At 48.7% G+C, this 23875-nt stretch carries 20 protein-coding genes; all 20 read right to left on the bottom strand.

All coding sequences use genetic code 11. From position 1 onward, the window contains the following. Positions 1-85: 85 nt before the first annotated feature. Positions 86-2782, bottom strand: coding sequence for a DUF5704 domain-containing protein (locus PBOR_RS06675; protein ID WP_157763988.1), 2697 nt, complete (start codon positions 2780-2782; stop codon positions 86-88). Between the two features lie 701 nt (positions 2783-3483). Then, positions 3484-4707, bottom strand: coding sequence for an S-layer homology domain-containing protein (locus PBOR_RS06670; RefSeq protein WP_042211009.1), 1224 nt, complete (start codon positions 4705-4707; stop codon positions 3484-3486). Between the two features lie 40 nt (positions 4708-4747). Then, on the bottom strand, positions 4748-5698 hold the full coding sequence (locus tag PBOR_RS06665; protein ID WP_157763987.1) for a hypothetical protein: 951 nt from the start codon (positions 5696-5698) through the stop codon (positions 4748-4750). Between the two features lie 16 nt (positions 5699-5714). Continuing rightward, positions 5715-6266: a hypothetical protein gene (locus PBOR_RS06660; RefSeq protein ID WP_042211007.1), complete on the bottom strand. Its 552-nt coding sequence runs from the start codon at positions 6264-6266 to the stop codon at positions 5715-5717. Between the two features lie 15 nt (positions 6267-6281). Then, on the bottom strand, positions 6282-6644 hold the full coding sequence (locus PBOR_RS06655; RefSeq protein WP_042211006.1) for a hypothetical protein: 363 nt from the start codon (positions 6642-6644) through the stop codon (positions 6282-6284). Next, positions 6641-7177 carry a hypothetical protein gene (locus PBOR_RS06650; protein ID WP_042211005.1) on the bottom strand — a complete coding sequence of 179 codons (537 nt, stop codon included), beginning with the start codon at positions 7175-7177 and terminating at the stop codon, positions 6641-6643. Before PBOR_RS06650 ends, PBOR_RS06655 begins: the two co-directional genes overlap by 4 nt. A 24-nt stretch (positions 7178-7201) precedes the next feature. Then, a complete protein-coding gene (locus PBOR_RS06645; RefSeq protein ID WP_042211004.1) occupies positions 7202-7702 on the bottom strand; it encodes a hypothetical protein in 501 nt (166 codons plus the stop codon). A gap of 59 nt (positions 7703-7761) precedes the next feature. Further along, complete coding sequence (locus PBOR_RS06640; protein ID WP_042211003.1) at positions 7762-8265, bottom strand: hypothetical protein; 504 nt, start codon at positions 8263-8265, stop codon at positions 7762-7764. A gap of 13 nt (positions 8266-8278) precedes the next feature. After that, on the bottom strand, positions 8279-10360 hold the full coding sequence (locus tag PBOR_RS06635) for a hypothetical protein (protein ID WP_042211002.1): 2082 nt from the start codon (positions 10358-10360) through the stop codon (positions 8279-8281). Then, positions 10357-12204, bottom strand: coding sequence for a Flp pilus assembly complex ATPase component TadA (locus PBOR_RS06630; protein WP_042211001.1), 1848 nt, complete (start codon positions 12202-12204; stop codon positions 10357-10359). Before PBOR_RS06630 ends, PBOR_RS06635 begins: the two co-directional genes overlap by 4 nt. Beyond that, positions 12197-13030 carry a hypothetical protein gene (locus PBOR_RS06625; RefSeq protein ID WP_167549523.1) on the bottom strand — a complete coding sequence of 278 codons (834 nt, stop codon included), beginning with the start codon at positions 13028-13030 and terminating at the stop codon, positions 12197-12199. The genes PBOR_RS06630 and PBOR_RS06625 overlap by 8 nt, the downstream gene beginning before the upstream one ends. Before the next feature lies 1 nt (position 13031). Then, the gene (locus tag PBOR_RS06620) at positions 13032-13610 is read right to left on the bottom strand and encodes a hypothetical protein (RefSeq protein ID WP_042210999.1); all 579 of its coding nucleotides are present in this window, start codon (positions 13608-13610) and stop codon (positions 13032-13034) included. A gap of 5 nt (positions 13611-13615) precedes the next feature. Continuing rightward, positions 13616-14662: an SAF domain-containing protein gene (locus PBOR_RS06615; protein WP_042210998.1), complete on the bottom strand. Its 1047-nt coding sequence runs from the start codon at positions 14660-14662 to the stop codon at positions 13616-13618. A gap of 21 nt (positions 14663-14683) precedes the next feature. Beyond that, entirely contained in the window at positions 14684-15037 is a 354-nt protein-coding gene (locus PBOR_RS06610) for a WXG100 family type VII secretion target (RefSeq protein WP_157763986.1), read from the bottom strand. 20 nt (positions 15038-15057) lie between these two features. Next, positions 15058-16509 (bottom strand): ribosomal eL19 family protein, encoded by a 1452-nt coding sequence (locus PBOR_RS06605; protein WP_042210996.1) that lies wholly within the window; start codon positions 16507-16509, stop codon positions 15058-15060. Positions 16510-16536: 27 nt separating this feature from the next. After that, positions 16537-16788 carry a hypothetical protein gene (locus tag PBOR_RS06600; protein ID WP_042210995.1) on the bottom strand — a complete coding sequence of 84 codons (252 nt, stop codon included), beginning with the start codon at positions 16786-16788 and terminating at the stop codon, positions 16537-16539. Next, positions 16757-17383 carry a hypothetical protein gene (locus PBOR_RS06595; RefSeq protein ID WP_157763985.1) on the bottom strand — a complete coding sequence of 209 codons (627 nt, stop codon included), beginning with the start codon at positions 17381-17383 and terminating at the stop codon, positions 16757-16759. The genes PBOR_RS06600 and PBOR_RS06595 overlap by 32 nt, the downstream gene beginning before the upstream one ends. A gap of 156 nt (positions 17384-17539) precedes the next feature. After that, entirely contained in the window at positions 17540-21529 is a 3990-nt protein-coding gene (essC, locus tag PBOR_RS06590; RefSeq protein ID WP_052429359.1) for a type VII secretion protein EssC, read from the bottom strand. A 556-nt stretch (positions 21530-22085) separates the two neighbouring features. Then, positions 22086-22898, bottom strand: a complete 813-nt coding sequence (locus PBOR_RS06585; protein WP_042210993.1) for a carbohydrate ABC transporter permease — start codon at positions 22896-22898, stop codon at positions 22086-22088. Beyond that, positions 22895-23824: a carbohydrate ABC transporter permease gene (locus PBOR_RS06580; protein WP_042210992.1), complete on the bottom strand. Its 930-nt coding sequence runs from the start codon at positions 23822-23824 to the stop codon at positions 22895-22897. Before PBOR_RS06580 ends, PBOR_RS06585 begins: the two co-directional genes overlap by 4 nt. Positions 23825-23875: the final 51 nt, after the last annotated feature.

Here is a 23875-nt window from a genome sequence, read left to right as displayed (position 1 = left end):
GCATAATTTATTTATCGGTCTAAAGCGTTGATAATTTTATATTTTATTCCTTTTAAAGAATTTTTTACCTTATCTTAATTTAGGTTTATTTCCCCTGACCCTGATAGTCATTGCGCACAGAAAAGTCTGATTCGAACAGAATAATATCGCCGGAGGAAAAAGAAAACGGATGTCCCATTTCATCAGTGTCAGCTGTCATCTGGCCTTCAATCGCCCACATATTGGCTTCAGGCGCTTTGTAGCCCAGAATGCGGGTGCCGGCATCACTATTTTTGACCGTATAAATTTCGAACTTCACCAGGATATAGCCGCCGGTAATGAACTCCTGTTCATGGCCGTCCAGTGCGCCTCCATAATGATTCGCCAAAGTCACAATGTTAGTTCCCTTGGGCAGGATGTAAGGAGCTATCGGCAGGTTGTATTCCCCGTACCAGTGCTGCACGCTGCGTACTGCGGCAATGGGGTTTACTCCATTCGGAATATTCGTAGGACCGACTAAGGTACGCGATGTATAAGGCAGAATTTCCAGGTTATAGCCTTCGGAAATCTCGGTTTTGCGCTTTATATACTGCTCGTAGAACTTCAGCCAATTCGTTTGTCCCCGCTCCGCCTCCGTGAGGATATAGTTATACTCATAGCTGGCCGCAGTGGATAACTCACCGCCTGATATATTCCGCAGGCCATCGGCTAAGCGGTAGGTGCGGGTATAGCTCAGCTTGTCCTTCGGTGAGCCTACTCCGATCATCTTATTGCCCGAACCCGAGACGTCATAATACAGATCTACGGGCGCTGCACTTCCTCCGGTTTTCGGAATAAAGTAGAAGCTTGGCTCAATGCGAGTTCCCTCTCCCGGCTGCCACAGATTCCCAATGGTCCGGAAATCGAACAGAAACGAGTAGCCGTTATGCGGAACCGTTATTTGCTCCGTGGGATGTGAACCTTTGCGGATAGGGAGATGCCACTGTCTTTGTCCGCTTAAAGCCGTTGGTGCACCATTCTCATCGTTCCCGCCCGTATAATACATTGCGCTGCTATGGTCCAAATTGCCCGTTCCCGTGCGGAATACTTTTTCAAACCGGAAATCTCCGATATCCCAGATCCGAAAATCGAACAGCCGCCCGACCACACCGACATTGAAGCTCTCTGCTGCGCAGTAATTCGCCAAATTACCGTTCAGATTAACCTGACACAACTCCGCCCCGTCTGAAGGTGTATTGATTGCCCAGGACTGTGTATGAATGGTATAGTCCCCTTCGTTAACCCAAGTCGGCATGGTAAAGTTCATGTACGGTGTCCCGACAGGGATGTTGATCCAGGTGTTTTCCGGGTAATACTGCCCTTCTTGGAACACACCGAACGGAAACTGGATGCGTTTGTTCTGCGTGTACTTGCCATAATCCCGGTTGCCGTAGCCGGGGATGTTCAGGTGCTGCCCGCTCTCTGTGAAATGAACAGTAAAGGGCCGGTCCAGAATCAGTACCGTCCGTTCGTAATCCGGGTCCATCCGCTGGTCGTAAGGACGGTTATCGTCAGGGAGAAGCGAATAGTTGACGACTGGTGTGTGTACGGTGATGGAGTTAATTCCATTGATTGGATACGCCCGGTCCCCCTGTCCCTCCACATTCTCCGGCAGCATCGTGTAATATATTGAGCCAGAACTGGCCGCATTTGCCCGGTTGAGCAGACTCCGGTTAATCATCAACTGGCCTCGATAAAGTACATCGCCTCCGGTATCCTGCGGATCGGCAATCCTTCCCGGAACGGGCCCGGTCTTTGGAGAGACAGTGTCATCCATAATTATCTGTCCGTTAAATACCAGCCGGTCATTCTGCACCTTGGGATCTTGCGTTTGCGATTCTGCAAGACTCTTAAGCTCCGCTGAATCATCAACATCGCCCGGACCTGGTTCATGGTCCCCGCCATCGACCACCTCCGGCGTAAACGATAGGGTTCCTGTCTCTTGGGGAACAACATGCTCCTCCACCACAGTGCTGTTGGCAAGTTCAAGCGCTGGAGGATTATAGTTATTAGGGTAAAGTGTGACTGAACCTCCCGGCAGTGCATAGTTCTCCATCAGCGCCCGGTCGATTTGATATACGGATAACTGGTCGATCTGCCAGTACGCATATTCTCTTGGTGTCAATTCAAAGGTGTAGGTTTTGTCAAAGGATGACGTTTTGGGAAGCGGGTCTTGGGGGATCGGATCTCCTCCATCCTCTCCCGGAAGATCCGGCTGCGCTTCCTCCCATTTAGTAGGATATGTAACATCCACACTGCAGGAATAGCGTATCTGCCCTGCCATATTGGCAAAGGTATGTTCAAACAAATAATTCTTTCCCCAAGCATCGGCGTATAAATGATCTGAGGTAGGAATTCCGGTCGGTGCATCAAAATGTACTCCATTCGCTGCATCATCACCTAGAATTACCCCGCTCGCTGACGGGTCCATAAATGATGCTTGCGGAGCCGCGATCTTGTTCGGAGGTTGAATGGTGTAGGTGCATTCGCCTGAGCCTGAGCCTTCTCCCCCGCCGCCTACGGTTATGGTAGCAGTTCCATATAGAAAATAAGGTCCCTTTTTCCATTGTGCCGTAATATGCGCTGTCCCCGCTGCATTGGCCTTAACCTTTCCATACTGGTCTACACTCGCAACCGATGAATTATCAGAACTCCATACTGTGCCTTCTTTTTTATCTTCGTTAAATGGGAAAACCGTAACATCAAACCAATTGTTGGTAAATTGGGACATGGTTACACTCATCGTTCTAACTTGCGCTTGCATATTTTTTGTCTCGTTAACTTGTAAGGTAGCATTTTGGAGTACACGCATTTGTTTCTTTTCAACCACGTATCCCTTGAAGGCCACATCCATAAGAATTTCGTATTCAGCAATATATTTTGCGGGACCACTTCCTTCATTGTAGCTCTCTCTATTGGTGTAAGAATTCGGGAAGCCTGTAATAACTTTTATATTCGCATTCAAGGATCCTGCTTGAAATTCCGGATTAGCTCCTACAGCCTCATAACTATGCAGGGTCCTCCAGCGCATCTCATAGATACTGAGGTTACTGATATACTCTTTCTGAAAGGCATTTCCTAGTTCATCTTGCATTGAAACAGGAGCATAAATACCCATATCTAAAGAAAAATCGGTTCGTTTCTCATTAGGAACTTTCTCACCTGCTGAATTAACTGTACCAGTAGTAGTAACAGTTGTAGTTCCTCCGTTATAACTAGCTGTCCACTCACCTGAATCATGCTGTACCCATACAACCTTTGGATTTGCCTCAGCTAGCCCCTTGACCTCAACTTTAACTGCTTGCATACTTGCCGGTCCTTGTGGTGTAATCTCAAACCCTTGTGCCACTGCCGGATAACCACTCGTAAATTCATTATTTTCTGCTCTTGTAGAAACAGGATTAAAAAAACAAATAATAATAACCAGAGTAAGTAGTGGTAACCATCTTCTCACTATTCACCCTCCTAATTATTTCTAACTTCAATGTCGAGCTTGGTACCATCGTCAAAATCTACCCATCTGGGAAATTCATCTATTTCCCATAATAAGTTAACCCATAAGGTTACACCGCTCTTTAAATAGAAATCATATGATGGAGTTCTCGGTATCATTGTATAGCCGAATTTCTCAGGCAACTTATTCTCGCTGTACATTCCCACGAGTAAAGAAGGTGCCCCCTCATAATAATTACTAGCATAAAATTTTTCTTTAACGGGGTATATTGTAATTTCAGCAAATACTCTATACATACCCTTAACATCTATCCGTTGAAATTTATAATTCTTATCTACAAATAATGGCCCATAAATCCCCTTAATATTTGTAAAGTCTTGTGAATCGACCACTAAAATATTTTTCACAGTCATACTTCCGGATTTGTTACGGAAAGTATACTTCTTCCCTATGATTCCATTGACCGAGGTACCAGCACGAGTTCTAAACGGACTAATGCTCTCCATATTGGTCCGCTCGGTTCCGACTTCCCGCAATTCGTTTAATCCTACAAAGCTGCTTGCCTCCTGCTGGCTAACCTCATTCAGACGCAGCAGAATAGCGGATGCTTCGGCCCGGGTCGCCTGCTTCGTTAATCCAAATGACCCGTCCGGATAGCCGCTCATCAGCTTGGTTCCCAGAGAAACCGCAATGTAAGGAGCTTGGGACTGTGGGATACCCGGTTTAAAATATTCTTTTACCGGAAGTACCGTTGTAACCGTGTCCTGCAAAGCTTGCTTATAATCTGCGTCACCAGCCGCAAGTCCGGAGGTCATCCATTTGGCAATTTCCGCACGTGTGATAGGTGTGCTTGGCTTAAATCCGTTAGGATAGTCACTCGGATTAACGTAACCCAGCGAAACCGCCCGATTGACTTCTGCCTCACTCCAGTGGCCTGCCAGATCCGCAAAAACATTCGTTTGAGCATTCTCTGCCTGTGTCTTCGTTGCCCTAGACAATAACGCCGCGAACTCTGCACGCGTTACAGTTCCATTCGGTTTAAAAGTGCCGTCGGCATATCCTTTGAAGTAACCACTTTTCACTGCCGTATCGATAGCGGCTTTAGCCCAGTGCCCTTGAATGTCCGTAAATGTAGCAGACTGCTCTGCTGCTGCAAGCACTGGACGACTCTGCACCAACAAACTTGTGCATACCATAGAAACAATTAATAGGCTGTTAAGTATTATTTTTTTCATTATGTCCCTCCTCTATTGAATTGAACTCATTCATTTTCTTTCACCTGACCGCACAATCCTCCACAAAATACCCTTTCCTCGCAGCCTCCTCGGGATCGAACAGGCTCTCAATCACATTCGCTCCGGCAGGCAAGCAGCTTTCACCGTAAGCCGTGCGCCGGCCTGCTGCATTCCGGGTTCCGATCAGCACCTTGCGCCGCATGACCGCGCCGCTACCGAGGGAATAAGCATCCAGCAGCTCCCCGCCGGGAAGCGGATAGCCTTGTATAAAAGCCATCATCCCCACATCCTGTATCGACTGCTCCTGAAGACCGCGCGGGAGTGTGAACTGGATGGACAAGCCCATCCGCTTCACCAGCTCCAGGTGCCGGTTAATGGCCGTGGCCATATCCTGTTCAACCAGTGTAGTGATCGTGCTCTGGCGGATCTCACGGAATAGCTCAAGTGAGTTGATAGGTGCGAGACTCGTTTCTGCAGCCAGTTCTACATAATCTCCCTCATAGAATTCATTGGTCCCAGTATCATACACCCGTGCATTGTCATCCAAAGTGAAATAGAGCAGATTGCCGTTCTGAAGTTTGTAGTAATAGGGCCGCTCAGGCCAGCTGACAGGCTTAAGCTCCTTCTCTCCCCCGTTACCGGCTGTATCATCAAGCGTAACCAGCGTATATCCGCTATAACCGAACATCACAAGGGCTGGCATATGCATTTTCAGATTGTTCAATTCAGCCCTATTATTCTCCAGTCCGAATTTCAACGCCAGGTTACTGTAGAACACACTCAGCACATCCTGATCCAGCTTCAGCTGGCGCTCCCGGCCATAATGGACCGCCGTTATCGTCGGCTGCATTTCCAGCCGGGACAGATAGTCTCCGGCATCATCCACTGCGGCCTGAAAATCATCGGAATAACGTTTGTACTGGTCTTCATTAAAGACCCGGAGGTCTTCTCTAGTATCATTAATAAGCACTAGCGGTATTACTATAATCAAAAAAATAAGCACTACACTAAGGGGCTTCACTTCGTACCATTCCCCCGTACTTCAAATTGAGCGGAATCCCCTCACTCTGGAACAACATCGACCGCATCCGCGAAGCCAGTGTCGTTCCTGCGGATTCCAGCCGGACATTGAACAGATCACCGACATGCATGGTGAACCTTCTGCCGGGAGCATCTGCAGCAAGTGAAGCTGCTGACCCAGGATACAAGACTCCTAATATATCCTTGTTAAAATATCCGTCATACCTGACACTGAAGCTGTTCTGAAAGGTGGAATAATCATCAGGATTGGTGTACAGAGGCTCCAGATTCTTTTTGTAGTATTCCATTTGAACATCGAATACCGCATATGAAGCATCCAGCGTATGAAGAAACCGCTCATAATCTCCGACATCCACATACCCTTTGGCACGAACCGTATCTACGAACTCCACCACAGCCGCATTCGCTGCAAGCTTCGTATTCCTCTCTACTACCTCTGATTGGCGGAAGGCCGGGTAGACTCCAAACACAAAGGCCAGCAGAATCACGATAATTACACCTTTTAGCGCATCTGCCATGAGGCTCCTCCTTTCTCAGCGGGCAGCAGAGATTTCCGTAACCATCTCATTAGTCCGCGTAACCCTTAGCTCATAAGCAGCGCCAGGCACTCCCCGCAGATCCACTGCATCAAGGTCTGTTTCTTCATTAAATACAATGCCGTCTATCACTAAAATGTAATCCCCTTCGAGTGCCTGAGGAATCATACCGATTAGCTGCTCTCCTGAGACTTTCTTCAAATCACCGGTCCCTGTATATGGGGCTAATGCAACTGTAGGCTGCTCCGGCCGACTGGCCTGAACATTGCTGTCAGCTTCCAGGCGCAGAAACGTAAAGCCGCCAATTACGAACATGATCCAGGCGAATAGGGTTAGCAGGAATTGGGTGGCGGTTCTCATTTTCCGGCTTCATTTTGATCAAATACAATTAATCGAACTTCACCGTTCTTGTCCCTGAATACGTTAGCTTTAAATGCAGACTGTGTGTTCACATTGCAATTTTTATCATTAGCTACATCGTTATCGCTTAGGTCCAGCATTTGAGATACGCTTTTATTATCTAATTTAGAGTTTTCAAAATGAAACTTAGTTTCGGTTTCCCCCTCTTTTACATATGGAGGATCATAGTACGTTTCGTATGTATTTTGCGCAAAGAAGCCTGCCGTATTTACCCCTGTTCTAATCAATATGGAGAATTGCGGCCGTCCTTTATATTTCATAGCGGCATTAATTACATCCTGTCCTGAGACATCCTTATTATCATAGCTGTTGAACTCTGCCTGATTAATCATTTGGGTCTGGGCCAAGGTCTGTTCTTGCGCGCGTATGAAGTAATTATTAATCACCAGATAAATACTCACTCCTGCTGCGACGATCAGAATAGTGACAATAATACCAATCACCCATTTCAGCCCGGTTGAAATATTCTCCATGACATTCTCTCCTCACCTTGGTTTCTAGTTTTGAGTAAATACAATCAGCCTGACTTCATCATTCTGATCCCGGTAAATAGTAGATTTGAATCGGCCAAGTGTATTGACTGTACAATTATCTTTATTTGTTATGTCCAGCATTTCAGAAACACTTTGCGGGTTACTCCCACCCGGGTCTGATAAATCCACTACACCACCTTCTGAAGCAGGCTGTTTATAGTAAGATTTATATGTATTCTCCGCATAAAACCCCGTTGTATTTTCCCCGGTCTGTATCTTAATCGCAAACTGCGGACGGCCCTTGTACCGCATCGCCGCATTGATTACATCCTGGCCCGACACATCCTTGTTGTCATAGCTGTTAAATTCCGCCTGATTAATCATCTGGGTCTGGGCCAGCGTCTGCTCCTGGGCGCGGATGAAGTAGTTGTTAATGATCAGGTAAATACTTACACCTGCAGCGATAATTAGAATGGTAACAATAATGCCGATGACCCATTTTAGACCGGTCGAAATATTCTCCATGAAGTTCTCCTCCTCACTTTATATTGAAAGGTTGCTTCTATACTGTCAGTCCAACAACACTACTGTGCCTGAAAATAAATAGCCGCAATCCGCTCGTTCTTGTCTTTGATCAGCTTAGCCCTGTACCTGGATTGGGGGCTGATGTAAACCGAACCGGATGCATTTGATATATCCTCATCTGTCCAGCTAGATCTGGTGCCTTCCTTAAACTTCCCGCTTGTAAAATCAAACTCACGGCAATAGCCCTCACCGCTCGGATTCATACTAATTTGTCTATTGGATGCATCCTGACCGTAGACATAAGGCCGTTCAATATAAAGGCAGAAGCCCGGCTGTGACTCATAGCGGCGGTATGCTGTAAGAATCTGCGAGCCGCTGACCAGCTGATTATCGAAGGCGGAATATTGCTGCTCCGACAACGCCCTCGCCTGTGCCGCTGCCTGGTTGTTCGCAAGCTCAACTACAGGCTGCGTTTTCCCCCACAGGAACAGGCCGGAGGATATAATGGCCAGCGTGATCAGAATCGAAATGGTTGTTTTTAAAAAGCTTGCTATATTCTCCATGCCTGTAGCTCCTTCACATTTTGCCGGTCACAACAGTCAGGTCGCCCAGCTGCTGGAAGGCCATATAGACGAAGGGAAGCAGTAAATATAAGGTGAACGTTGCCTGCATCGGCAAGAACCCGAACATTTTACCCAGTGTACTTTTCCTGCTGATTACCTTCTCGTAGTGCTCTTTCCGCTGATCCATCGCGAATGCCCTTTCGGCATCCATATCATCAAACGCTTTTTTAACCGGAATCAGATCAGCGGCAACCTGCAGGCGGTCAGCCAGCCGTTCCAGGGGAACAAAGCGCGCATCCTCCTTCAGCTTCTCAATGGCATCCCAGCCTCCCGCTTCATAATCCAGCATGCAGCGCAGCAGCTGCCGCTCAAAGATATAACTGTAACGGTGCAGCCACTCTATAATTTCATACACGCTGATATTCGGAAATTGTGACAGCATCATCGACAGCGTATTGAAGCCGTCCACCTCATTCTGCATTTCCCATTTCCGCAGCTGGGTACGGATGATCAGGTATGCATCCGGAAGGAAGAAGCCTGCCGCAGCCAGCCCGAATGCCAGCAGCAGCTCATACCATTTGTAATATTCCCGGTGGTACTGCTCCACTCTGTTCATCAGCTGCAATGCATAGGCATTCTGGTCCAGGCTGGACTGAAGGAACGGCTTATGCTCTGCCTGCTCCTGAATATACAGCAGCATCTGGTCCGGTGTGATATCCCTCGCTACCAGCTCTCCGATCAGCGACTGCTCGAAGGCATAACGTTCCTCACTGAGCATCTTCTGGGATTCCGTCTGATTCCCTCCCGTCGTAATCAGTACATTGGGATGGAGGAGGTTATGCCTGATGTTCGCATGGATAGAGAACTGAATAATCACAACCAGCAGGAATATCCCTACTGCAGCCAGGGCCTTCTGTAAATAGTAGGCATGATGGGACAGGCCGGAGTTGGCATCCTTCAATACACCCGCTACCTTAAAGTGGACGGGTTCATGCTCTTCCGGAGTAATCCGGTCTGTTAACCTGTAGACCCACTTATTCTTCAACAGCCGGTTTAACCACTTGCCCTCATCCTTAATAGCCTGTGTATCCTCGTCAACACCCTTCAGAATCCGCAGGGCAACGAACGATACAATAAACGTAATGTACAGCAGAATCAGTGAATACAATCCCCACGCGGAATTATAGTAATTAGTCACAATCGGAAACATGCTCTCTGCCCATTTGCGGATCGGGTCCAGCATGAATACCGGTGACACCGCTACAAAAACAATCCCGTACAACAACCGGTCAATCCGCTCACGGCGGTTGATATCCATATGGATCTCTTCTCTGATATTGCCAAGCATGGACAGATAGATGGAGCGCTCGCCCTTATGAATATCCGTATCGCCATATTCACCTATCTTGTAGCTCACTCCGGCCAATTGCTTCATGTACCGGTTAGGTGCAACCTCATAATACCGCTGCAGCTCATCCTCCGGGTCCACCGCTGCAAGAATGCCGGCAATCTGTCTGGCATGCATAGCCACCATAGGCTTGGAACGCTCTGCAGAATTCTCCAGGCTGACCTGCACCATATGCGTCTGATGATATTCATGACGGATATCCAGAATCATAGAAGACTGGTCATACAGCATCTGCTTCGCCAGACGGCCAATGAACAGGTCGCTTAGAATTCCTCCCAGATAAATGGAGACCAGCATAATGGTTGCCCGGCTGACCCAGGAAGAAGTCCATAGGAAGGACAGCAGTGAGATCAGCAGAATACAGGCAACGATCATTAGAGTCAGTGCGGCTGCACGGCTTCTGATCATAATTTCATTTCCGGCATGAATTAAGGTGAGGCGGGACCGCATCCGGTGGAGCAGTTTTTTGATGACCGGAAGCTCATCGAGTACCGGATACGCCTTATGAGCCTGTTCCAGCCATCTTTTGTCCTTGGTACGTGTAGGCAGCAGTGCCTTCAGGCGTCTTTGCTCCTGATATTGCGTACCCTTCAGCTTACGCTGCACAATGCTGAGCAGGACAAGCAGAAGTGCCAGCAGGATGACGGATGTAATCAGAACAATCAGCATCATATTTTGCAGACTCATGCGGATTGCCCCCAGTACTTTTCAATAAATGCAGTAAACTCCGCTGCATCATCCTCATCCATATTTTTGCGCATTTCATCAATTTTCCGGCTGCTGATCGGATGCTTGACCACGTATTCTCCGGCTTCCCAGACGATGATATCCTGGTAATCATAAGAACGCCTGTCTGTCATCCGCCCGAAATATTCAGTCATGGTATCCATAAAAGCATCCAGCTTGTCCGTAATTTCCTCCCGCTCCGCGTAACTCCGCGGATATTCGAACTGAGGGTCGGCCGGAATGATCTCTGTAATCCGCTCAATGTAACGTTTGCCGGCTCTGAGCACCAGATGCACGTTGAAGCCCAGCGCCTCCACCACCTGCACCTCGGCAATTTTCTCATTGCTGAACGCTCCCGAGGCAATCAGGCTGTTGCGGAGTGCACTGACGAGATTCGCCAGTGTTTTGCCGTGATGGGTAAACAAAGTATACTCAGAGGCCACCTGGGCGGCCTGAATGACATAACTGACCACACTGTGAGTGGCGGCTTCGCCGACAATATTAACCGCGCCATCTGTTTTCTTTTGTACATCCAGCCCGTCCTGCCCGCTGACCGAAGGTGTTTCCCTAAAAGAAAGGATGTTTTTTCCCGGATACATTTTTCTCGCCCAAATTTCAAAAGAGGTCTCCTGAATCCGGATATTCTTCGCATCAATATATTTAATCAGTGCCTTGAGCAGCGTTGTTTTACCCGAACCCTGTCTTCCTGTGATTGCAGTTACCTGATGACCAAGGATGAGGTAGACCAGCATATGAATAGCAAGCGGCGCACCCGGATCTTTGATCTGCTGGTCCAGTTCCACCAGTGAGTCATTGAATTTGCGGACGAAGAATGCCCAGCTCTCTGCCATTTTGGGCCTCACCACCACGACACGGCTGCCGTCAGCCATATCGTTGATGATATAACCCTTGGATTCATTCAGCTGGCCCGGATTGCCGAAGCCGTAAATGTTCTGGCAGACCCGTTTCAGCTCCTTCTCGGAACCGAAGCTCAAGAATTCCAGATGAAGCGATTTCCCGCGGTAGAACGTCCATACCGCATCATAGGATTGCGGAATGAAATGTTGCTGTTTGGTATATTCCAGAAAATCAGTGGTTTGCACGACATCCGGAGGCATGCCGCTTGTTCCGCCATTCACACCGTCGATATTCTGGTCCCGCAGCTCATCAATGACCCCAAGACCTTTATAAATTTGATAGGCCCGTTGTACAATAATTTCAATCTTGTCCTGCATAGACAATCTCGGCTGCTCCGATTGATAGATATGGCGGATTTGCTCTTCTGTAATCTTGTATCCCCGGGAACCGTCAGGCAGTCTTTGAAGAGTATCCAGACTATATTTGCTTACCATTACATTGAATGCATCCTGCCCGTGTTCTTTCTTGAAGACATGGAGCAGGATGTCGAAGCAATCCTGTGAAGTCAGGCGGCCCGTATGACCGAAGCTGATGATCTTGTCCACATTTCCTTCATCCAGACCATAGGTCTGCACCAGCAGATCCTTCATGTACAGCTTGACGTATTTCTTGGCGGATAAATCCCCGTGCATGCAGCTTCTAAGCGCCTTCTGCAATTCTCTGCGCCGTGCTTTGCGGCGGTTATATTCTTCTTCGCTGGGACTGCCTTCATAGAGGGAAGAGGCGATAATCTCCTCGAACGCACGTCTCAGAAACAGCACAATTTCATTCATGTCGTATTTCAGCTGCACGGATGGCGGTGCCGAGTTTTTACGTCTGCCCAGCCATAAGAACAGGAACACTCCAATAATAATCAGGACTATGAATATCAGGATAAGATTAATCATTTGCAGCTTCCAATTCCGGCAAAGCGGATATTTCCAGCGTCTGAAGAATAAGCTGGCCCATCCCGCGCACTGCAGCAGTGAAAGATCCGTCTTCGCTGAATTCCAGGAAACGGGTTCTGGCCTCCCTTGCTTTCAGCAGGAACGGCACGGTCCGGCGCTCGTTCTGTGCATCCATGAAACCGGTATGATATGGAACAATGCCGACTGCTGATTTCTTCAACCCGTACTGCCTAATAATTCTTTCTTTATTCATCCTTGCGCTGCGCTCGTAGGCACCCAGGCAATAGAGCACTTGCTTGTGGCCTGGCACAGGCAATCCTCCGTTTGTCTCAAAGTAAGTGTTCAGGCTTACCTGATTTTGGCTCAGATTCACAACAACCAGATCCGCTTGCTCCATTACCAGTGATACCACCTCCGGGTCGTCTTCGGCCGAGAGGTCCACAAACAGCAAATCATAAAATCTTCTATAATCTTTGAAAATGTGTGGAAGCAACAGCTTGGCCGTGTGCTTCTCTGTATTCAAAGAGCCGCTTAACAGCTCCAGGCGGTCTTTAAGAATAGATTCCGCATGATCTCTTATCCCCTCGGGGGTAAGCATCCCGCACTGCACCAGCCGTTCAATGGCATCCATCCCCGCGGAAGTACCTGCCGCCTGAGCAGCCGTTCTTGTCTGAGAGAATACGTACTCAAGTAACCCTTGCTTCGAATGCGTGTGCGTCATCAGCACCCGGATATGATGATCCAGTGCAATCGTTGCCGCCACAACGGCCATATTTGAAGTTGTTCTTCCCTGCCCTCGGGCAGGGCCCCAAAATGCTACCAGCACCTTACTCCCCCCGTTTCCTCGCATACTGCCACAGCTTCTTGATCTCATTCTTAGGCACATTGCCGATTTCAATTAAAAAATCATTTACAGCTCCGGCAAAATCCTTATCCACCTTAAGATTCACCCGTCCGTCATGAACCCAGTCAATTCTCCGCTCTGCGCTGGTAATATAACTAATCTTGGAGGTGATGACCGGATAATACCGGTCTACATAATTCAGTCCAAGCCCGCACTCCTCTTCGATAACAACCAGAAGGGCAGGCATATGCTTTTGATCCAGCAATTCATCGACATGTTCCATAGCCTGGCGCTCATAGCTGGTTGCAAAAACAATCTGTTCATCCTCCAGTCCTTCCGGATAACCATGATGCCAGTCATACAGGACAATATCCGGTCTGTCAGCCACATCCGGCTCAGCATCCCGTATCTGTATACCGGATACTTCTCCATCGAAATATTGATAATGCCTGCGATTGTCCGAAATGATCATGACGTCATTGTTGTAATAGCCTTTTAATAGAATAGCGGCTACCAGGATGAAATCATGTTTCTCGCAATCTCCGGCGACAACAATATTCAAATCTGTCACTCTCCTTCCAGCAGACTGTCTTCGCTTGTAGCTTCTGTATTCATCCCGCCTGCCGAACTCTGGTCTGCGCTGGAATCCACAGGTGCCTGATTACTCTGGTCAATGATTCCGTTAACCGATTGGCTGTTGTCCACTTCGGCAGCTTCAGCGGCTGCAGCTCCCTGCTCCGATTTCCGTTTAATCACACCGCTGCCGCTAGGGGCGTCTGCTCCGACACGGATGTTATCTTCATCTTCAAGGGCTTCAAGCCGTTTCTCCAGCTCTTTACGCAGATCCTCAGCCAGGCTCCACTTAGCCTGATCAATAATAAAGGGATTGCTTTTAATGACTTTCAATACATCCAGGTTAGGCACATAATTTACTACCGGCTCAGGCTGTAGCTCAGGCTCTACATACTGCTTCATATACAGCTCAGCATTGTTAATATAAGCATCCACTAAGGCTGCCTGAAGCAGCTGCGCTTCTTCTTCACTATCGTTGAAGAATGTATACTGATTCGCCAGATCAACATCCTCCAGCGATTTCTTTCCAACAACTATGTAATCCTCACCGTTAGGAAATACGATTCGGATATCGACCACATCCCGTTTGGTCAGCCGCAGCGGAAGCTTGATATACTCCGTCTCTTCCTTACGTTCCGAAGGCTCAAGTCTCGCCTCATCACGCACCATCTCAGTAGTCACCGCTGTCCCGGGCATGGCATTGATCTTAAGGTATTTACCGACAATTCCCTTGGAATCACTGATCAGGTTGTCCGGAGAAGAGAATTTAGGAAGCTTCTCTGCCATTACATCCTCTGCAGTAATTGCTTCACCGGCAAGCTTGGCAGAGACGAGAACATAGGCAGTCTGGGATTGGTCCATATACCGCTGCAGGACATCATCCTTGTCCGCCAGCTGTGCTTCATAAGCGGCCCGCTCATCAATTAGCCTGGCATTGTAATGACGGTAGGTTGCGAACCATACCCCGGATGTAGCGACGGCAACAAGACAACCTGAAATTATCGTGTATCTCAACATTTTTTTCCGCTTGCGTACTGCCACTTCATGACCTCATTTCCATCCCTATTTGATTTTACCTGTCTTTTTTGCCGCAGCTGCTGCCGCTGCTTCAGCCGCAGCCCTTTCACTGGCTTGCCGCTGGGCTTCCTTCACTCTTGCAGCCTCTGCCTCTTCTGTCCGCTGTAATTCAGTTGCATAACTCATCATTTCAGATTCAATCTGCGCAATGGCGGCCTTGAATTGATTCATCTTCTTAATCCATTCTGTGCAATGCTGCTTAAACTCTTCACCGCCCATATCTACCCAATAATCAGAGATGCCTAGGGTTGCAGCACTCATCTTGTCGCTGCAATCCTGGGCAGGAGCCAGCAGCTGATGGCAATTAGAAGCCATACTTCTAACCAAACCTGAATTCATAGCAGCCTCCTAGTTATGAATTAACGGCTCTCCGGAACAAACGAGAAGCCGATACCTATTAACAGCAAAGTCACAAATAATACCGTTCCTGCGATGATCCAGAACAGCGTTTGCTTGCGGATAAGTTTCTTCTGAACGGTCAACAGCTTCATAACCCAATCGACAGCCGCCTTATCTGGATAGAGCGGATCCTGATGCGCCGGCATCAACGTCGTCTCAATTTCCGGGAAATCCTTCTTCAGCACTTGCAGCACTTCCTGGTGCCCGTTCTCCAGCAGCAGTCTGCAACGCTTGCGTTCGAACGGATTCAGCGTATTCAGCTTTTCTTTCAGCAGCTCATATTTCCACATAGCCCCATTACCGACCATCATTGGAATTTGCGAGTTCCACCACAGCTCCAGCCCGCTGGTGCCCTTCCTTTCACGGTGAATATCGAGCCACAGAATGATATGTGTGAATCCGCTGGCCAGAAGCTCGGACATATCCCAGGAATAGCCGCGGCGGTAAAAAGTAACGCCTTCATATTCAAACATAGTGGACACGGAATCTTCCTTCTCGCCTTTAAATACGATCTGTTCAAGTGAGCCGATCTCCGGCCGGTCATCTCCGCAGACCAGCGGCTTCCAGCCCAGCTCCGCCAGTCCTGCCGCAACCAGAAAAGCAGCCGCACCTACATCCTCTTCTCCGCCGACACCGCACACCCCAATAACAAGGGGGACATGGCTTCCCAGTATTCTCTGACCCGTTACAGGCGCAGTGTGCTCCTCAACCGGAATGGATTGTTCCAGGCTTTCCAGCGTTCCTGCTTCGGAAGGTGCCGGAGACTCTGCCCGGACTGGAGGTTTCGGCCTTGACGCGGTAGCTGTTGCGGCAGGACGCACAGCATTAACCGGCCTCCCGGCGTTGCCTGCCGGAGCTTGTTGACCGGGTGCGGGCTGCGGGCGGGTAAGCGACTGGGCCGCTCTCACGGGAGCAGGCGGCAGCTCTTCCCTTACCGGTGCGGGGGGAGTAGCTGCCGCTTGGCCTTTAAAGGAAAACAGCCCCTTCTTTTTCCCCAGCACATGATAATAATCCCTTGTAGTTTTCTTTTCCTTAATCCAGTTCAGCAGATCATCGCCCCGGAATTCCGTGGTGAACTGCAGATCATGAATGTTCATATTTACCATGGACCGGATGAACTCAACATCTGTACGCAGCGCTGGGTCCAGCTGAACAATCAGTCTTGTATGTTTGAGATATTTGCGGATCAGGGTCATGAACCCGATAATATCGGCAGCCTTAACGGGTGTACCCAGACCTGCTCCGCCCTCCATGATTACGATGGATGAAGGATCAACCTCTTTACTGCTGAACCCGCTGATAAAGCTATGTAAGGTAGAATGCTTACCCGAAATCACGTAACCTTCATGCTCCAGTGACCTTGACAGAAGCATGATGAGTTCAGGGGAGCAAACTAAATGTACACTTTTCATAAGATACCTCCTTGATAATCCACCCGTTTAGTAAGGTAATATCCGGATGATTGACCCGTCCCCCTGAATTACCTCTGCAAGAAGCACCTGCAGTCCAAGCTCTGACCATACCTCTCCGGTGCTGCTGACCTCACATTTGAAGTCCCAATTATCCGGCAGCCAGTCCGCCTGCTTCAGAAGCTCCAGGCATTCTCCTGCCGCAAGGGACAGTGACACCTCCAGATCCAGCTCCTTCGCCCCTTTTCCTTTAAACTGGAATGTTGTTATTGCTGTCGACATATACGGCCTCCTCTGAGCGATCTGTCTGTTGCAGCCAAGCTATTATTTCCTCTACCGCAGCCGCAAAATGAACAGGAGTTCTCCTAACCTGTTCCTCCGTTCCGGGTTGCAGCAGCGACATGTGATCCTCGTAGATCAACAGATTTAGCTCACGTTGTACCTGCGCTTCCTCACCGGTGCATTGGATTTCGGCCAGAGAGAGCACAGATGCCCCATTCAATAGCAACCGCTCCGCCCACTGTGCAGGATCAGACTCTTCAGCTTCAGAAAGCATTTGTCCTGAGTTATCATCCAGGCCTTGCACTAACGGAGTTCTGTTCACCACCTGGAATACCAGCTCATGCCAAGCATAAATTTCCTGCACTTTATATCCATTGCCGTCCGGCTGATGTTCAAGTTCAAACCAAGTCCCGTCCCTGAAGAAATAGTAGACTTTAAGCATCTGCTGATGCCTTTGTATAATCTGGCAAAGATAAGACGTACTGCCTGAGGCGATACGGATAAATTCATGAAGCCCTTCCTTCACTTGCGCGTTCCCCATAAAATCAGTCTCCAGGTACCCTTTCCTTTCAAGCGACCTCATCTGTGCATCCATAAGGGAGCGCAGACTGCGCTCAGACTCCGCCTTGAGATCCGTGTCCAGTCCCGGGAAGCTGCTTCCTCCCGTTAATGCCGTCAGATAGATAATTTCCAGAGCATGCAATTCAAACACTTCACGAGCTGGTTTCATCGCTTCTTTTCACCTGCTTATCTAAAGTTCTGTTATCATTTTGAGCCGCCGGATTACCCCTTCTGTAAACAGCATTGCCTCACTGGCGTCCATTCCCCGGTTAAGCGCATCGTAATCCAGGTGTTCCATCTCGGCAGCATAGCACGTATGATCACTTGGAGCTCCGCCCGACAACAGCGCATTTCCGCTGTTAATCAGTTCACCCGCAAGTTCAGTGGTAAATTGCATTTTACTCAGTTCAACAGCATTACTGCCGACCATCAGTAGCACACCCAGCCCGCCGCCAAATCTAGCAATCCGCTCTAAGTGATCCAGGGATTCATTGTCCATCAGATCAAAGGCTGATTTGAAATGCGGCATCAGAATTACGAGAAGCGGGTATTTGGACAAGATATAACCAGCTTCGTCAAATGCTCCCGGCTCCGGAGAATCGGCCAAGGCCTGCCGGGCATCATTTTTCCGCAGCTGCAGCTGTTCAATGAGTGATTGTGTAAGTTCCAGGAACGCTTCAGCCGTGTCCATATAACGGGTAAGCACAGGGTTGGACCTCAGGCCTGCTAAGTTGGCCGTACCGCTGTCGAGCAGATAGAACTCCTTAGTGACCTGGTCCGCCGAATCATGCAAAGCTTGCACTAGTGAGTTGAATCTGAAATCCACCTGCTGCAGGCCTGTGTACGATACAACAAAGTTACTGACATGCTTGATATTGATCGCTGCCGGGAGTGTGGTGTTCCAATCCAACCCTGCCGGTACAAGATATTCTCCATCCTCCGTATCCGCCTTGGAGGCGTGCCCGAGAAGCTCGGCCAGCGAAAGCTTGTCCGGAATTACTGCAATGCCTGCCGGCTCATTCTCTCCGGCCACAGCCTTCATCTCTGCACTGATCCTGCGGAGTGAGGCGGCAATCTGATCATCTGAGCTGCCTTCCCCCGGAAGTGCAGTATGGAATTCCAGAATCCGGTTATCTTTGAGCAGCCCGCGTCCCACAGTACCCGTTGGCTCCATCCCGTCCGTCCGGCCCAGAATGCTGCTGTAATCCATCCTGTCAGACATTTGGAACACCAGAGCCTGCTTGACATTCTGGCTGATCCGGTAAGGATAGGAGCTGACAGCATTGGCTGTAAATACAAAATAAATCCCGTAGTTTCCGCCTTCGCGCACCAGCTTCGCCAGATCTAATACATGATCATCGTACGCTTCTGCAAATCCGGTGTAGTTATCGAGGAGAATAACAATGTATGGAACCTTGTCACCTGTTGCCGCGCAGTAAGACACCAGATTGCTAATGCCAAGCTGAGAGAATTTACGTTTACGCTCATCCAATTGGGAGAGCAGCCAGCTGATCAGTTTACCAAGCTTCTGTTCGTCCTCAGGATAAATAATATCTCCCAGATGGGGCAGCTCATGAAAGACGCCCAGTGTCCGTGTACCGAAATCCAATATGTAAAAATGCACGTATTCAGGATCGTATTTCAGGGCAAGCGACATAATAATGGTCTTCAACAGCACGGTTTTGCCGCTGCTCGGTGCCCCGTACACAAGCAAATGTCCATTCTGGTTAAAATTAATGTCCAGATTGTATTGATCCTGATCCGCAGGGTTATCTACCCGCCCTACGGTTGCCGTCAGATTATCAGCAGGTTGCTGCCAGTGGACTCCATTCCAGATTCGCTGCGGCTCCAGCACTTCCGTTAGCAGGAGAGTCTCCGGAAGCGGAGGAAGCCACAACTGGAAGGCTTCCCGGGTGGAGTGTTCTGCCGAGAGGGCTGCAATGTGATTGACCACTGCCTGCAGCTCGCTTAATTGCGAGGCCCCGTCACTGCTCTTCACCTTCGGCAGCAGGGATCTCCGCTCACCGCCCAGGGTGACAATATCCATTTGCGGTCTTCCATCGCCGGCCGAATCACCGGTAGAGTACGGTGCTCCGCTCCAGGAGGACTGGAATAGGGTAAAGACTTCATTGTTGCCGACCTGCAAATACCCGCGGCCCTTCTCTTTGATCTCTGCAGCTTCAGGACGTTTCAGCATTTCCTGGCTATCCGATGGTGTCTGCACCTTCAGACACAGCTTGAACCGCGAGTTACTCCAAATCTGATCATCGACCACTCCGGATGGCTTCTGAGTTGCCAGTATTAAGTGAATACCCAAGCTTCTTCCGACCCGCGCCGCACTGACCAGCTCTTTCATGAATTCCGGCTGATCCGATTTCAGCTCCGCGAATTCATCCACGACTATGATCAGATGCGGCAACGGAAGACTGACTTCCTTGTTGCGGTACAAGACGATGTAATTATCAATGCTGGTTACACCGGCATCACTGAACAGCCGCTGTCTGCGCAGCAATTCGCTTTTGATGGATGCGAGGGCGCGGTTAATCTGGTTGCCGCCCAGGTTCGTGATTGTTCCTACCAGATGGGGCAGCCCCTGAAAAGCATTGGCCATTCCCCCGCCCTTGTAGTCAATCAGCACAAAAGCAACCTCATGAGGATGGTAATTCACCGCCAAACCCAGCAGCAGGGATTGGAGCAGCTCACTCTTCCCTGAACCGGTGGTCCCGGCAACCAGTCCATGCGGGCCGTAGCTTTTTTCATGCATATCGAACACCAGGGATTTCCCTCCCGCCCCAAGCCCCAAAGGAATAGACAGTGTCCGGTTCGCCTGATTTTTAGACCAGCGCTGCAGAACATTCAGTTCCTCAACCTGCTCTACCTCAAAGCTCTCCAAGAAAGTGACCATTGGCGGAATATAACTGTTATTTTGCCCCTCCTTGATTCTAAGCGGAGATAATGAACGGGCAAAAAACTCTGAATGCTGCTTATCCAGAGAATCAACTGTGAAATGACCTGCTAAATGATTTAAAAGCTGCTTCGTATCTTTGCGGACCATTCCTTGGCCGTCCCTGATTTCAAGAATGGCCTGGCAATTCAGCGGCAGCGCAACATCTATCTTCTCAGAGATAAAAATGCTGGTTGCGCCCAGCGCAGAATTATTGGACAGCAGAACCTTCATCATTTCTGTGCTATCCCACAATTCAGGAGCAAACACCAGGAATACATAATGCGGGGTCTGGAGCATCTGCATGCCATAACCGTTCTGGTCGTCTCCCTCTCTCTTTCTAAGTACCGGGAGGAGTTCATCAGCAAAATTGGAGGCTTCGTAAGAGGTCGTAGCCAGGCTTCTGAATCTCCAGCTTTTGTCCCATGCATGGGGCAGCCATTTCAGCCATTCCCAGTGTTCCAGATCCTCAGGCTGCATCACACACACAATTCTTACGTCATCGTAACCCTGATGTGTAGTCAGATGAACGATAGCTGCATTCAGAAATTCGCTGACCTCCCGCTTTCTGCCGAATATGCCCAGCGTATTAATATTTCTAAGCGGAATGTACACGGGAATGTCTCTTACGAAATACATTTCTTCGCAAATTTTGGCAGCAATCTCTTCAAGCGGATTCTCGTCGTCGATTGCTTTGGTTGTGGGGCTGTATGTAGGCACCAGAGAAATGGGCTGTATCCCCACTCCGATCCGGGTATTCAGGAAATCATCTTCAATTGCAGTTCTCTCCCATAGCTGCTTGCTTCTGCCGCGGACAATTTTAATACAGCCTGTAATGTCCGGATGGATGTATGTATAAGCCTCACGCTGCGTACTGGCAGCATTTTGCAGCTCATTGCGAACCTGAAATAAATAATTCAGATATTTCTTCTCCAGCTTCTTATTTTGTTCGAGATGTTTCTTCACACTGGATTTGTAATTCATCACCGAAATCATAACCGTTAGTAAGGTCATACTCATAGTCGAGATCAGCATCGTATACGACCTGGTCAAGGTTGACATGAATATTGCAATCAGCATCATCCCAATCGGCGGAACAATAATCGTCAGCCAGGAGAAGGCCGGTTTGCCCGAAGGCTTGGCAGGATCCTCCAGAGCCAATTCGCCTTCCGGATAGCCAGGTTTGATTCTGGGGGTTCTTTGTACCTGATTGGTTAGCATTTCTTGTACGCTCATTTTTTCTCATCACCACTGGATAGGAATTTTGGATTACTAAGCTTATTTAATTTAAAATTTTGAATAAAAAAATATAAAATTTCATTAATTTGGGATTTATATTTAGCATTATCGGCAATCTTCAACAATAGTTTATATTTTCCATAACATTTATTGTTAATATAGTTCATTAATCCCTAATAAGTTATCATTCTCTTTAACGCATTAAAATTAACAGAGTATAAAGATATAGTTCCATAGCCACTCTGCTCATTTCCGCAAACACAGGATTTGTGCATAATGGCATATTTACATTTTTATAGCTACCAGATTTTCCCTTTGCAACTAATTTATAAAATTTACTCATTATGCAATTTTTTTGTAATTACATACCGCCAAATCTTATTATTAAGTTACCAGCCACTGCCGGCTCCTCTACTTCAGGACTTCAATACTATGAATAATGACTGTGCCAAAAGTGCTCCATAGAAATAAAAAAGCCGCCAAATGGCGGCCTATTCTTCTGCTGCTGAACTAGTTCAGGTATTCTGCTTGGTTTCATATCTGTTTATTGGTCTTACCCTTTAACCGCACCGCCGGTGAGTCCCCGGACCAGTGTTTTGGAGCCGAACAGGAAGAGAACGATCAGCGGAAGCGTGCCCAGGGTCAGACCCAGGATACTCGCCGAATAATCCGTGCGGAAGACTGTGGACAGATTCGCAATCCCCAGCGGCAGCGTATACAGCTCCGGCTTGTTGATCGTTACCAGAGGCAGCAGATAGCCGTTCCAGGAGCCAAGGAAGGAGATCAGCCCCAGGGTACTGATGGCAGGCATCAGGAACGGAACTACAATTTTTGTGAGAATTGCCGGCTCGGAGCAGCCGTCGATCCGCGCGCTTTCGATGACCTCCGTCGGAACGGAGGAGCGGATAAACTGGGTCATGAAGAATACGCCGAAGGCATTGTTCAGTCCGGCCAGAATCAGCGGCGCATGGGTGTTGTTCAGGTGGAACCACTTCATCTCCATAACATAAGCAATCAGGCCCAGGTGGCCGGGGATCATCATCGTCAGCAGAATGAAGCCGTACAGTGCATTTTTACCCTTAAATTCATATTTCGCAAAAGCAAAGCCGGTAATGGAGGCAACCCCAACAGTCACCAGGGTGAACAGTACAGCAACATAGAAGCTGTTCCAGTAATTCCGCAGGAAGCTCGCGGACATAATCGTCTTCAGATTCTCCAGCAGATAGTCGCTCGGCAGAATCGGCAGCTGCTTGAACAGATCCTCGGAATAATAGGTTCCCATCACAATCATCATGTAGAACGGGAACAGGAAAGCGATAGCGATCAGGCTAAGCAGCAATACGGTAAAGAACTTTTTGGCTCTCATTTATCGTCACCGTCCCTGTTGATCCATTTCATGCCGACCACCGAGAATAAGGCGATGAACAGGAAGGTACCATAAGCGATCGCTGCCCCTTTGCCGTACTTGAACGCACTGCCGTTGAAGGAAGCATCGAACATGTACCAGATCGGTGTGAAGGTCGAACCGTCAGGCCCCCCTACCATGCTGGAGCCGGAAGCCCAGCCGCTGAACAGCAGCATCGGTTCTTCCACCAGCTGCAAGCCGCTGATAATGGAAGTAATAATCAGAAACAGGTTGATCGGCTTCAGCAGCGGAATGGTGATGCGCGTGAACACATCTTTGGAAGAGGCTCCGTCAATGACTGCCGCCTCGTAGATGGACGTATCAATGCTGGCCATCCCTGCAGTGTAGAACATGACGAAATATCCAAGGTTTTTCCAGAAGACCATCAGGATGACTACCCAGCGGGAAGAGCTGGCTGAGCCCAGCCAATTAATCTTCTCCTGAATGAGGCCCATCTCCATCAGCATATTGTTGAAGAACCCGCCCTGCCAGTCGAACAGCAGTGAGAAGATAATTCCCACAGCGACCGGAGTTGTCATGTAGGCACTAAATACACTGAGACGGAAAAAGGTTTTGCGGCGGATCAGCTTGCTCTCGATCAGACTGGCCATCAGCATGCCCATGAGGACAAGGGCCGGAAGGTAAACTGCCATAAAGATGATGACGTTGAGCAGGGATTTCCAGAAGAATGCATCATGAAAAAACAGCTGTGTATAATTGCTGAGTCCGATAAAATTCCGGTTGCCGTACAAATCCCAATCCGTAAGGCTGATGTAGAGGGTGAAGAGAATCGGGAACAAGCTTAGTACTGCATAGGACAAGAAATAAGGTGTAATGAACAGATACGGCCATTTATTTTTACTGCTGATTCCTTTCGCTTTCTGCATGATCTTTCACTTCCTGTCCGTTAAAACGGCAGCCTGTCCTTGCGGGCGGCT

The sequence above is a fragment of the Paenibacillus borealis genome (genome assembly GCF_000758665.1).
Lineage (GTDB): Bacteria > Bacillota > Bacilli > Paenibacillales > Paenibacillaceae > Paenibacillus_AQ > Paenibacillus_AQ borealis.
Note: the sequence above shows the minus strand (reverse complement) of the source record. Positions and strands in the feature narration are given on the sequence as shown.